Consider the following 12752-nt stretch of genomic DNA (forward strand, 5'->3'; position numbering starts at 1 on the left):
CATCATAACCTTGTCAGCTTGACCCGCAGTTTGGAATGCGTTGTTTATCAAGCGTTACTCATTGCAAGCAGCGCAACTTCGTAGCTGATCAGCGTGATGTAGCCAAACAATATTAGATAGAGCAAATGCCTGACTTGGAGTTTTGCAGTCAGTTCGACATTATGGTGAATAACGAGGAAAATCAGTGCCAGCGAAGAAAGCGCTAATTTGAAATGAACAAACTTTTCTGTGCTATCTTCAATCAAGCTTGCCATGAAGCTGTTAAGCTCTACCCCTCCCCTGGCTAGAATATTAAGTGTCAATAAGGCATCCATTGCGCTGAACAGAATGATTGCAATCGTGCATAGCATGAGATGGTTTGCATAAATATCAACATATGCGGGCCCTGTGCCCGAGCGTCGCTTGTGAATACGCCTTCCTTTCTTGATTCCCAATTGATAAGGGCAGAAAAAAGGTATGGCTGATCGACGATCCTGAGATCGCTGCTCAATGGTGGTACTCATATTAGTCATCATGGATGCTCCTAAAAAATGAATGCAAAACGATACTCATTGCCATCAATGATTAAAACTGTAGCAAAATGATTTCGAGTCGTGATTATTTGTTTAAGATTTAGTGAGTTCAAGTGTACTGGTGTACAGGTATTGCAATGAATTGAGGCCTTCTGTCAGGAAGGCCGCTGATTAATTGTCTGCACAAGCAAATTTCTGTATTGATGCTCAGGAATTCGCCTATCTGTCGGATAGGTGACAACGCCGAAATTCGCAAAGCTCGTGTTCTCGCTAATGAGCACTTCCTCAGTCCTATCTTGCCTATACTGTGAAAATAAGGTTGACATCAATGCCCATAACAGGTTGTAATACGCGGTTCTATTGGGTGAGTATTATCAATTAATTAAATTTATATATAAAAATGAAACGCACATACCAACCATCTGTTATTCGCAGGAAACGTACACACGGCTTCCTTGTACGCATGAGAACTCGCGGTGGCGCAGCAGTCATTCGCGCGCGCAGAGCCAAAGGCCGAACACGTTTGGGTGTCTAGAAGATGGCTAAGTAACATAAAACAATCGCTACCATCGAATGGTTAGGTGAGGAATTATTCACTATCTAAGAAACATCGGTTGCATAAAGCGACGGAGTTTCAGTCTATTATTCGTTTTAGGTGCACGGTGAGTGGTGAATTTCTCCAGTTCTATGTAAAACCGAGTAGTTTAGATTATCCCCGACTGGGGTTGATCGTTGCAAAAAAGCTGGAGCGACATGCAGTAAGGCGAAATCGATTGAAACGTTTGTTGAGAGAAGTATTTCGTATGCATCAGCAAGAACTGGATAAAATGGACTGTGTTTTTCGGCTACAGCGCTCATTAACTCAGATTGATTCCGTTCGTATTAGGCGGGAGGCCGAGATGCTGATACTTAGACTTAGGATGAAACAATGTCGCGATTGATGATAGGTCTTATCAAGCTATATCAATACTGCATTAGTCCTTTTTTTCCACCCTCCTGTCGTTTTAGCCCAACTTGCTCAAGTTATGCAAGAGAGGCACTGATAAAATATGGGTTTATCAAAGGAACGATATTGAGCATAGGCCGTATTTTACGTTGTCATCCGTGGAATCGGGGTGGATACGACCCTGTCCCCTAAAGACCTTTTTTAAACAAGATTATCGCTATAACTCGTTTGGCCGGATCAAGATGGAAACAAAAAAAATTGTACTGATCATCATTTTTAGCACATCGCTGTTATTTCTTTGGAATTCCTGGATAAATGAGCGGGAGAAACTAGACAAATCGGCTGCTGACTCACCGGTCAGCACAGAAAATGTACCGTCTCAGCAGAGTCGTAATGCGCCCCCTGTTCCGGGCGATGCGCTGATTTCTTCACAGTCAGATAACGCTCAGGTGCCCGGGATAGAAGAGGCACCATCAATGGTAACGCCACGTTTGCTGGCAACAGGCGAGCAAGTTAAAGTTGTTACTGATATGGTGGTAGCCGAGATTGATACCGTAGGCGGAGATCTGCGTCGCCTTGAATTACTCCACCATCCATCCAGTGAAAGTAAAAATGTCCCTTATGCATTATTGCAAAGCCAGGCTTCTCACATTAGCGTAGCGCAATCCGGGTTGATTGGAGATGGATTTCCTAACCATAAAACGGAATACAAGCTAGATTCGGATACGCATAGTTATAACTTGGCGGCTGGCCAGGACAAAGTTGTGGTTCGTCTTGTCGCTCCGGAAGTAAACGGCGTACAGGTTGCTAAAATCTATACTTTCCATCGTGGAAGCTACGTCATCGACGTTCAATTTGAGGTAAAAAATCTTGGAGAAGCAACCGTTCGACCGTTTGCTTATTTCCAGATATTGCGCGATAACGTTGCGCCTGCTGGCGCGACCATGATGATTCCTACTTACCTAGGTGCTGCCATTTATACCGAGGAAGGGAAGTTTCAGAAAATACAGTTTTCTGATCTGGACAAAAATAAGACAGATTATCCACAAAATGCAGATAACGGCTGGATTGCCATGCTGGAGCATTATTTTGTTTCAGCCTGGCTTCCCGAGCAGAAAACACCCCGGGAGTATTTTACAAAACGGATAAGTGAGAATCTGTATGCTGCGGGTGTGATCGCTCCGGTTGGCTCAATTGCGCCGGGTCAAACTGCGAGTGTGACGATGCCGCTCTATGAAGGACCACAGGAGCAAGATAAGCTTGCAGCGTTAGCGCCAGGTCTCGAGCTTACAGTCGATTATGGATGGCTTACGGTGATTGCGGTGCCATTATTTTGGCTGCTCTCGTTTTATCACGAGTGGGTTGGTAATTGGGGTATCGCCATCATTCTTCTCACGATGACGGTCAAGATTTTATTTTTCCCGTTGTCAGCAGCAGGTTATCGATCCATGGCAAGACTGCGCTTGGTGACGCCTAAGCTACAACGTATACAGGAACAGTACAAAGGCGATCGCCAACAGATGCATCAAGCGATGATGCAGCTTTACAAAGATGAAAAAATCAATCCGATGGGCGGGTGTCTTCCTATCCTGGTTCAAATCCCCGTGTTCATCGCGCTATTCTGGACACTGCTGGCTGCAGTTGAGCTACGTTATGCGCCGTTCGCAATGTGGATCACGGATTTGTCTTCTCCTGACCCTTACTACGTATTGCCTGTTCTCATGGGGATTTCAATGTTCATTCAACATAGATTGAATCCCAAACCGACTGATCCAATACAGGCAAAGGTCATGCAGATTATGCCGCTCATGTTCAGTGCATTTTTCTTCTTCTTCCCAGCGGGTCTCGTATTGTATTCGTTGGTGAACAATGTGCTATCTATTTTGCAGCAGTGGCAAATAACACGGTTGTATGGACAACCTGCTGCGGAAACAGTCAGCAAAAAGATCGTAAAAGAAAAAAGAAAATCTTAAATGTTGTTCTGTCTGGGTGAGCATCTTTTGATTCATAGATGCTCACTGATATTTTTAGAGAAGAAACCTCACTGTCACAAGCATTAAGTATTACGTTCTATCAATTCCTTTAAATAGTAAGGCTTAAAACCTTACGCTCAAGAATCGTATGCAAAGCAATGACATCATTGCTGCCATCGCCACTCCACCCGGACGAGGTGGCATTGGGATCGTCCGGATTTCCGGCAGAAATCTACAAACCATCATTGAAGCCATTCTTGGCTCGATCCCTTCTCCGCGTAGTGCACATTTAAGTCATTTTCTTGATGAAAATGATCAATCAATCGATCAAGGAATTGCCATTTACTACCCTTCCCCCCATTCTTACACTGGCGAAGATGTGCTTGAATTACAAGGTCATGGCGGTCCGGCGGTAATCAATCTATTATTATCACGCTGCCTTCACCTAGGTGCCAGATTCGCCGAACCAGGCGAATTTACCCTGCGTGCCTTTCTCAACAATAAACTCGATTTGATACAGGCTGAAAGCGTGGCGGATCTGATCGATGCGAGTACAACAGGCGCAGCACGCTGCGCCATGCGCTCGTTGCAAGGGGAGTTTTCTGCAACGATTCAGGCGCTGGTACGTGCGTTGATCGATTTACGGATGCTGGTCGAAGCCACCTTGGATTTTCCAGAGGAAGAAATCGATTTCCTGGAATCGGCGCGTGCGGCAACCCAATTACAGGATATCCGTAAAAAGCTGGAGCACGTCTTGCGTTCGTCTCGCCAAGGCAACCTGTTACAAGAAGGAGTGAACGTCGTGTTGGTAGGACAGCCTAATGTCGGTAAATCCAGTCTGATGAACCGATTGGCGGGTGATGATGTCGCCATTGTGACGGAAGTACCCGGAACGACACGCGATACCATACAGCAATTAATTCAGATCGAGGGTATACCGCTGCACATTATTGATACCGCCGGCTTGAGAGAAACTACGGATATTGTTGAAAAAAGTGGTATTGCACGCACCCACGCAGCCATCAGGAAAGCAGATCTGGTATTGTTGCTAATCGACAGCCGTTATGGCCTGACCGATGCCGATCAGCAGGTACTGCAAAGCTTGCCGGCCGGGCTACCGCTACTTACTGTTTCTAACAAAATTGATTTGGTGAGTGAAAGTGCCCGGATCGAGGAAGAACCAGGCAAGCCTATGGTTTATCTTTCTGCTAGAACAGGTGCTGGCTTAGCGCTACTGCGTGCAAAAATGCTCGAGATGATCGGTTGGCAGTCCAATATTGCAGGAGAAGGCATGTTTATGGCGCGGCAGCGACATCTGCAGGCGCTGAGCAAAGCCAGAACACACCTTGACAATGCAACCGCGTGGGTGGAAAGTGGTGGGCAATTGGAGTTATTGGCGGAGGAATTACGGCTTGCTCAACTTGCATTGTCCTCGATTACCGGAGAGTTCACCGCAGATGATTTACTAGGCGAGATTTTTTCCAGATTTTGCATCGGGAAATGACAACATTGCCAATTTTTCGGCAAAATAGCGCACCTACCCTATTGAGGCATCGGCTTTGGTTGCCTCACCGGCTAACATAAAGGGGACGTTCTGGATAAACGCGAGGAATGCAGGATCGTTACTAATCAGCAAGAATAGCTGTTCGTAAGCTAACCTTTTCATTGGAGATCATCATGTTACTCATAACAACCCCCAATATCGATGGCAAACGCATCACGAAATACTGCGGTATCGTTGCTGGCGAAGCCGTGCTGGGCGCCAATGTGTTAAAGGATCTTTTTGCAGGAATCCGGGATTTTGTCGGCGGGCGTTCCGGAACCTACGAGAAAGAACTTCAGCGCGCGCGAGCTATAGCCCTGGAAGAACTACAGGAACGCGCCCGGGAGCTCGGTGCAAACGCGGTGATTGGCATCGATATCGATTATGAAGTGCTCGGCAAGGAAAATGGCATGTTGATGGTTTCCGTTAGCGGGACTGCGGTTTTAGTTGAGAGCTTGTAAAAACCAAGTTTCGCTAAAACGCACTGTGTTCAGCCCACCTTGCTCTCGAACTGCTCGATTGCCGAGGAATTCACTACCAACAATTAGTTGGGTGGAATTTTTTCTCACTTTTACATTCAAATAGGTGTATTCCTTCGACGCAATAGAACACTTTAACCCGAATATTTCATAAATTGGCACGTGCCAATTTATGAAATATTCGGGTTAATCGGCAGAGATAATCGGGTTCTTGATCGCTTGTCACCGTTTTTGACGTTGAGTCGGTTCTTTGCTTCTTTGCAGGAAGTTGTTTATTTTTCGTATACCCGTCTATGCGACCCATCTAAAAAATGGTGAGTTAGTTCCTGGAGGCATCAACTTGATTATCAATATCAGGAGGGGGAAAAGATGAAAAAGCTGATTGTTTTAGGTAGTTTCATTGGACTATTGTTACCCTTTACGCTCCATGCCCAAAGCATGGGAGTGTTTTGCTGGAGAATTAATCCTTTTTCCGATGTTTTGTGTTTTGATATCGCAAGCAAAGGATTTGTTTTTGAGCTTACAGGCACCCAAAAAACCTCCGCTTATGAAGTCCCCTCGCATGGCGCAGCTAATTTTGACCGTCTATCTAATCGATTCCATGTTGGGTTTACCTCCCATTTAAGTGGTGGGTTCCTCGGGCAATTTTTTGTGTCTATGAACACGGAATCACTCAATGGCACTTGGACAGACATCACGGGGCTTTCTGGAAATTTTACTTTCTTAGGAGAAGGACCTTTAAACCCTGTGATATCAAGTAGTCAGGAGGGCAATTATTTGAGCCACATAGTTTCCCCATGATGTTACTTTTTGGTTTTTTTTACTACCAAGGTCGAATAGGCTTCTCCCTGCCCCGCTGTCTTGCCGACTGCAAGAGGCGGCGTCAAATATTGCGACCTTGCATCGCGCTTGCGTTTCCCCTAAAGATACGGAAGGCTGATTGCCCCATAGGTTTTCAGCCACAAACATCGCTTGTCATCATCGACCGCTGTCCGTTCCTTTCTGCCGCGAAAGAAAGGTATATGGACTAACACAGAAACGAATAGAATCATATCTAATCCTAGATTGACACTCGTTCGTTGACCTTCCTGGATCAGGGTGACAGCGGGCGGCGCCGGAGAAGAAAATGAAGCTCAACATCCTGAAAGAATTCTTCGCGAGGTTCCTTCGCACCCGCCATATTGCCCGTCATTTCCGCCGACGCGCGCTGTTGGAGAGCTTAGCTGGCACCGGTGTCAGCCGCGAGGCGCCGCCCAGCCTCACCAAGGCCCTGGTCAGCGCTGCCATCAGTGATGTGGGGGCCGTGTTCAAGCAGCTCGATAGCCACAGCGACGGACTATCCGAAGCACAGGCTGAGACCATCCGCAAGCATATGGGCCTCAACGAAGTCGAGCACGAGAAGCCGCTGCCGTGGTGGATTCACCTGTGGCACTGCTATAAGAACCCGTTTAGCCTGCTGCTGACGCTGCTGGCCGTCATTTCCTACCTGACTGAGGATATCAAGGCTACCATCGTGATCGGCTCGATGGTGGCGCTCTCGACTCTGTTGCGCTTCTGGCAGGAGGCCAAGTCCAACAAGGCTGCCGACGCCTTGAAAGCAATGGTCAGCAATACGGCCACCGTGGTCCGCCGCGACCTGTCCGAGGATGCTGCGCCAGTGTTCGAACAGTATTACGGTGTACACTTGCACGTTAGAGCCGCCCAGAGAATCGAACTGCCAATCAAACTGCTGGTGCCCGGCGATGTGATCGTCCTGTCGGCAGGCGACATGATTCCCGCGGACTGCCGAGTATTGACCGCGAAGGACCTGTTCGTGTCACAGGCGGCGATGACCGGTGAGTCGATGCCGGTGGAGAAGTTTGCCGTGCAACACGATGCCAAGGCGATCAACCCGCTGGAGCTGGACAACATCCTGTTCATGGGCACCAACGTGGTGTCCGGCGCGGCCACGGCCGTCGTGCTCAGCACCGGCAACGGTACTTACTTCGGTGCACTGGCCAGCCGCGTCACCGCCACCGACCGCGCGCCGACCTCATTCCAGGCAGGCGTAAACAAGGTGAGCTGGCTGCTGATCCGCTTCATGTTCGTGATGGTTCCCCTCGTTTTGTTCATCAACGGCTTTACCAAGGGCGACTGGATGGAGGCGCTTTTGTTCGCGCTGTCCATTGCCGTGGGGCTGACACCGGAAATGCTGCCGATGATCGTCACGTCAACATTGGCCAAGGGCGCAGTGTTTCTGTCGCGCAAAAAGGTTATCGTCAAGCGGCTCGATGCGATCCAGAACTTCGGTGCGATGGACGTGCTGTGCACCGACAAGACCGGCACGCTAACCCAGGACAAGATTTTTCTGACACGGCACATTGATGTCTGGGGCAAGGATTCCGATGACGTCCTGGAGATGGCCTACCTCAACAGTTACTACCAAACCGGCCTCAAGAATGTACTGGACGTGGCCGTGCTGGAGCACGCCGACGTTCACCGCAAGCTAGAAGTCGCCACGGCCTTCCGCAAAATTGATGAGATCCCGTTCGACTTCACCCGCCGCCGCATGTCAGTGGTGGTAGCCGAGCGCGACAAGCACCATCTGCTCATTACCAAAGGTGCGGTCGAGGAGATCTTGTCCGTTTGTACACAGGTGCGCCACGGCGATGCCAGCGAGCCGCTGACGCCCGACCTACTGACGCACATCCACGCGATGACAGCAGGCCTCAACGAGCAAGGGCTGCGGGTGGTGGCTGTGGCAGCCAAGGAACTGCCGCCCACGCAGGAAATCTATGGGGTGACCGACGAGCACGCGCTGATTCTGGTCGGCTATGTCGCCTTCCTCGATCCGCCGAAGGAATCCACCGCGCCGGCGCTCCAGGCGCTGGCCGAGTATGGTGTGGCGGTCAAGGTGCTGACCGGCGACAACGAGTTGGTCACCGCCAAGATCTGCAAGGAGGTGGGGTTGGAGCCCAACGGCGTGCTGCTCGGCTCGGACGTGGAGCGCATGAGCGATGCCGAGCTGGCGCAAGCGGTGGAGACCCACGATGTCTTCGCCAAGCTTACCCCGGCGCACAAGGCGCGCATCGTGCGGCTGCTCAAAACCAACGGCCATGTAGTCGGCTTCCTGGGGGACGGCATCAACGACGCCCCGGCGCTGCACGCGGCGGACATCGGCATTTCAGTGGACACCGCGGTGGACATCGCCAAGGAGGCAGCGGATATCATCCTGCTGGAGAAGAGTCTGATGGTGCTGAAAGAAGGCGTGGTGGAGGGCCGCAAGACCTTTGCCAACATGCTTAAGTACATCAAGATGACGGCCAGTTCAAATTTCGGCAACGTATTCTCGGTGCTGGTGGCCAGCGCCTTCATTCCGTTCCTGCCGATGTTGCCAATGCATTTGCTGGTGCAGAACCTGCTCTATGACATCTCGCAGATCGCGATCCCGTTCGATCACGTGGATGAAGAAATGATCAAAAAGCCACAGCACTGGCAGCCAAGCGACATCGGCCGTTTCATGGTGTTTTTCGGGCCGATCAGCTCCATTTTCGATATCACCTGCTATGGCGTGATGTGGTTCGTGTTCTCAGCCAATACCCCGGAAGAACAGACCTTGTTCCAGTCCGGCTGGTTCGTCGTCGGGTTGCTGACCCAAACCCTGATCGTGCACATGATCCGCACGCCCAAGCTGCCGTTCATCCAAAGCCGTGCGGCGGCGCCACTTCTGGTCATGACAGGTGCCATGATGGCCGTCGGCATCTTCCTGCCGATGGGACCGCTGGCGCACTACTTCAAGCTGCAGGCGTTGCCGCTGAGCTATTTCCCGATCCTGGTGATGATCCTGCTGGGTTACATGGCGCTGACGCAGCTCATGAAGGGCTTCTACACGCGCCGCTACGGCTGGCAGTAAGGAGATGGGCAGGGAGTAATCTACAACATCAATCTGACCGCTTTGTCCGATACGCTGGTCAGTCTCGCTACGGTGTTTCCCTGCTGGGCGGATTGATCGGCTTTGAGCGGCATCGAGGCAGCTACCTCCTCATCCGTGACCTGGACATCCCCGCTTTTTACTCTAAATTGCCTAAACTGAGGAAATGTATGTTCTGGCTAGGTTAAAATAGCCTCTGTGCTTTTCGCTTGCTTTTATATTGCCTGCGGATGAATATCTTTGACCCTAGGTCAGTAAGCAATTAAATAAAGGAACCCTTATGAAATTTCAGACCGATGATTTACGCATTATCGGCATGCACGAACTCACCCCACCGGTGGAATTGCATCGCGAATATCCTGTGACCGAGACCACGACCGAAACGGTTTACGCAGCACGGCAGGCCATTCACCGTATTTTGCATGGTGAAGAGGATCGCTTGCTGGCAGTGGTCGGCCCTTGCTCCATCCATGATGTGGATGCAGCGCTGGAATATGCAGCCCGCTTGAAGCATCTGCGCGATGTTTTCAAGGAGCAGTTGCACATTGTGATGCGAGTGTACTTTGAAAAACCACGGACCACCATCGGCTGGAAAGGATTGATCAACGACCCTGATCTGGATAACAGCTTCCATATCAATAAGGGTTTACGCATGGCGCGCAAACTGCTGCTGGATTTGAACAATCTGGGAATCCCTGCGGCAACAGAATACCTTGACTTGATCAGCCCGCAATATCTGGCTGATCTGATCAGCTGGGCAGCCATTGGCGCGCGCACCACCGAGAGCCAGGCGCACCGCGAATTGGCATCTGGCGCTTCCTGCCCCATTGGATTTAAGAATGGCACTTATGGCAACCTGAACATCGCCATTGATGCGATTGGCGCGGCTTCCCGCCCGCACCATTTTCTTTCAGTGACCAAAGAGGGGCACACAGCCATTTTTGCGACCAAGGGCAATGAAGATTGTCACATCATCCTGCGAGGAGGACGCAAGCCTAACTACGATGCAGTCAGTGTAGCCTCGGCCATTGAAGAACTATCCAAAGTCAAGCTGCCACCCTGCCTGATGATCGATTTTAGCCATGCTAACAGCCATAAGGACTATCGCCGCCAGCCGGAGGTGGCTGCCAATGTGGCCGAACAGATCGCCAGCGGAAGCCATGCCATCTGTGGCGTGATGATCGAAAGCCATCTGGTTGAAGGTAATCAGAAAGTGGAGGGCATGAAACGCGAACAACTGGTTTACGGAAAAAGCATTACCGATGGCTGCATCAGTTTTGAAACAACCGAGCAGGTGTTGTATCAATTGGCGAATGCAGTGGAGCAGCGCAGGGCCCAGCGTATGGCAAAGAAAGTTACGGTCTTCCCTCGCGTTGGCTAAATGGCCTCATTCAACCCCTTACGGCAAGACCATGATGTAAGGACATGCGGTATGCACTGAGCGAGGGAATCAGCCCGAGCACCCCAGTACTTACCACAATCGTACCCAAAATACCGAGCGTCTGATGGTTAACAGCAAAGTGATTAATGAAGATCCCATAATTTTCTGCGAGAAACGTCTGAGCAAATAAGATCCCCATTGCTAGCGCAAACATGGCGACGATGATGCCGCCTAGGGAAATCAACAGCGCCTCGCTTTGAATGATCAGAAATACGAAAAAGGGGGGGGCGCCGATAGCGCGCAGGACCGCAATTTCCCGCTGCCTTTCGCGTATGGAGGAAAGCAGCATGGTGCTTAATCCCAATAGCGATGAAAACAGCACCAGGATAGAAATTAATCTGAGCGTATTTTCCATCACACTCATCATTTGCCACAGCTCGGTAAGCGCGATGCCCGGTAACATGGCGAGCAGCGGTTCTTTCTGATAATGATTGACTTGTCGTTGGACATGAAAGGTGGCCATTTTTGATTTAAGTCCCACCATGAAAGCAGTGATGCTTTTGGGCGTGAGGTCGCGCGCTGCCAGCTCATGGGCAGCCATTTGCCTGCCCGGTATTTTTACGCCATCTTTCCAGTTCAGGTGGATAGCTTCCATCCCTGCCAAGCTGACGTACAAGGCGTGATCGACGGGCGTTCCGGTCGCCCGCAAAATACCGGTGACTCGAAAAGGATTATCATCATGGATACTGAAACTGGCCTGCCCAAGGCCATGCGCCAGCACGATGCTGTCATGCAGACGATAACCGAGCTTCTTGGCGACCTCGGCGCCGATCACCACATCAAATAGCTGTGAAAAAGGGCCGCCTTGCGCAAAGGATAAGGGGGTATTCTGGCCAAAGCGAAAATGCGTGAAGTAGTCTTGCGTGGTGCCCATCACCCGGTAACCGCGATGGGAGTCGCCCAATGAGATCGGTATCGTCCAGGCCACTTTAGGATCGGCTGCGAGCTCACGATAACTTTGCCACGAGATGTTATTGGTGGCATTCCCGATGCGGAAAATAGAGTACAACAACAAGTTTAACTGGCCGGTACGGGCTCCCACGATGAGATCCACGCCGGAAACCGTTTTACTGAAACTTTCTTTTGCTTCGTGCCGGATATGCTCTACCCCCAGCAACACAAAGGTACTGATCGCCACCGAAATCAAGGCAAGTAATACCGTGTATTTTCGATTGAGCAGGCTATGCCAGGCGACCTTAACAAACATGTTGACTGCCTCCTGCCTGGTTGATTTCAGCCAAATTAACCACATGGTGAAAATGTGGGGCCAGCGCCGTGTCATGGCTTACGAAAATTAAGGTGTTGCCCTGGGTTTTGCTGATTTCCAGAAGCATTTGCATAAAAGCATCTCGGGTATCGCTATCCAATGCGGAAGTAGGCTCATCCGCAATCAGAATCTCCGGAGCATTCACCAGCGCCCGGGCAATCGCGACGCGCTGTTGCTGGCCTACGCTGAGGTCGCTGGCTTTTTTAGTGATTACGGTGTTATCCAGTTCCAGCATATCAAAAAGCTGCCTCGCGGTTAAATCAAGATCGGTCCTATCCTTTTTGCCAAAATGGGCGGCTAGCCGGATGTTGTCCAGCACGCTCAAATACGGAATGAGATTGAATTGCTGGAACACGATACCGATATGCGCTGCTCTAAAGCGATCGCGCGCGCGGGCGGATAATGCGCCCAAGTTTTGGCCCAGTATTTCTATAGTGCCTTTATTTGCGACCAGGATACCTGCCAGCAAATTCAACAGGGTTGATTTTCCCGAGCCCGAAGGGCCTTTGAGAAATACTCGGTCGCCTCTGGCAACGCGCCATTCAGGAATAGCCAGAACAACCGTGTGTACTTTGCCAGGATAGGAAAAGTGCAGGCCGTTGATTCTTACTGCATCAGGTATTGTGGCCGGAACGCCTGATGGTGAATTTCCCGGAGAGTTTGAATGCAAGATAAAATCTC

General features: G+C 50.3%; 13 protein-coding genes. 9 read left to right on the top strand and 4 right to left on the bottom strand.

The genetic code is table 11. The features are described from left to right. Window positions 1-47: 47 nt before the first annotated feature. The gene (locus BLW34_RS01825; RefSeq protein ID WP_256203531.1) at window positions 48-515 is read right to left on the bottom strand and encodes a DUF5658 family protein; all 468 of its coding nucleotides are present in this window, start codon (window positions 513-515) and stop codon (window positions 48-50) included. A 397-nt stretch (window positions 516-912) separates the two neighbouring features. Between BLW34_RS01825 and rpmH the strand changes: the two genes are divergently transcribed. The 5 genes from rpmH to mnmE all read left to right on the top strand — a co-directional run bounded on the left by rpmH (window position 913) and on the right by mnmE (window position 4935). Beyond that, a complete protein-coding gene (gene rpmH / locus BLW34_RS01830) occupies window positions 913-1047 on the top strand; it encodes a 50S ribosomal protein L34 (RefSeq protein ID WP_090539870.1) in 135 nt (44 codons plus the stop codon). A gap of 46 nt (window positions 1048-1093) precedes the next feature. Next, window positions 1094-1453 carry a ribonuclease P protein component gene (rnpA, locus tag BLW34_RS01835; protein WP_090574838.1) on the top strand — a complete coding sequence of 120 codons (360 nt, stop codon included), beginning with the start codon at window positions 1094-1096 and terminating at the stop codon, window positions 1451-1453. Continuing rightward, on the top strand, window positions 1441-1650 hold the full coding sequence (yidD, locus tag BLW34_RS01840; protein ID WP_090539873.1) for a membrane protein insertion efficiency factor YidD: 210 nt from the start codon (window positions 1441-1443) through the stop codon (window positions 1648-1650). Before rnpA ends, yidD begins: the two co-directional genes overlap by 13 nt. A 50-nt stretch (window positions 1651-1700) precedes the next feature. Then, window positions 1701-3431 (top strand): membrane protein insertase YidC, encoded by a 1731-nt coding sequence (gene yidC, locus BLW34_RS01845; protein WP_090574841.1) that lies wholly within the window; start codon window positions 1701-1703, stop codon window positions 3429-3431. A gap of 148 nt (window positions 3432-3579) precedes the next feature. Further along, window positions 3580-4935: a tRNA uridine-5-carboxymethylaminomethyl(34) synthesis GTPase MnmE gene (gene mnmE, locus BLW34_RS01850; RefSeq protein WP_090574843.1), complete on the top strand. Its 1356-nt coding sequence runs from the start codon at window positions 3580-3582 to the stop codon at window positions 4933-4935. A 33-nt stretch (window positions 4936-4968) separates the two neighbouring features. Here mnmE and BLW34_RS16720 read toward each other — a convergent pair whose 3' ends face one another. Beyond that, window positions 4969-5097 (bottom strand): hypothetical protein, encoded by a 129-nt coding sequence (locus tag BLW34_RS16720; protein WP_256203532.1) that lies wholly within the window; start codon window positions 5095-5097, stop codon window positions 4969-4971. A gap of 11 nt (window positions 5098-5108) precedes the next feature. On the opposite strand from BLW34_RS16720, the gene BLW34_RS01855 reads away from it, so the two are divergent. From BLW34_RS01855 to aroG, 4 genes are all read left to right on the top strand, one after another. Continuing rightward, on the top strand, window positions 5109-5435 hold the full coding sequence (locus tag BLW34_RS01855; protein WP_090574846.1) for a heavy metal-binding domain-containing protein: 327 nt from the start codon (window positions 5109-5111) through the stop codon (window positions 5433-5435). A gap of 387 nt (window positions 5436-5822) precedes the next feature. After that, window positions 5823-6254, top strand: a complete 432-nt coding sequence (locus BLW34_RS01860) for a hypothetical protein (RefSeq protein WP_090574849.1) — start codon at window positions 5823-5825, stop codon at window positions 6252-6254. A gap of 325 nt (window positions 6255-6579) precedes the next feature. Next, on the top strand, window positions 6580-9345 hold the full coding sequence (gene mgtA, locus BLW34_RS01870) for a magnesium-translocating P-type ATPase (RefSeq protein WP_090574855.1): 2766 nt from the start codon (window positions 6580-6582) through the stop codon (window positions 9343-9345). Window positions 9346-9643: 298 nt separating this feature from the next. Then, complete coding sequence (gene aroG / locus BLW34_RS01875; protein ID WP_090574858.1) at window positions 9644-10744, top strand: 3-deoxy-7-phosphoheptulonate synthase AroG; 1101 nt, start codon at window positions 9644-9646, stop codon at window positions 10742-10744. A 10-nt stretch (window positions 10745-10754) separates the two neighbouring features. On the opposite strand, the gene BLW34_RS01880 is transcribed toward aroG, so the two are convergent. Both BLW34_RS01880 and BLW34_RS01885 read right to left on the bottom strand, forming a co-directional pair. After that, window positions 10755-12011: an ABC transporter permease gene (locus BLW34_RS01880; protein WP_090574861.1), complete on the bottom strand. Its 1257-nt coding sequence runs from the start codon at window positions 12009-12011 to the stop codon at window positions 10755-10757. Continuing rightward, entirely contained in the window at window positions 12001-12741 is a 741-nt protein-coding gene (locus BLW34_RS01885) for an ABC transporter ATP-binding protein (RefSeq protein WP_218138730.1), read from the bottom strand. The genes BLW34_RS01880 and BLW34_RS01885 overlap by 11 nt, the downstream gene beginning before the upstream one ends. Window positions 12742-12752: the final 11 nt, after the last annotated feature.

The sequence above is a fragment of the Nitrosomonas sp. Nm58 genome, assembly GCF_900107335.1.
GTDB lineage: Bacteria > Pseudomonadota > Gammaproteobacteria > Burkholderiales > Nitrosomonadaceae > Nitrosomonas.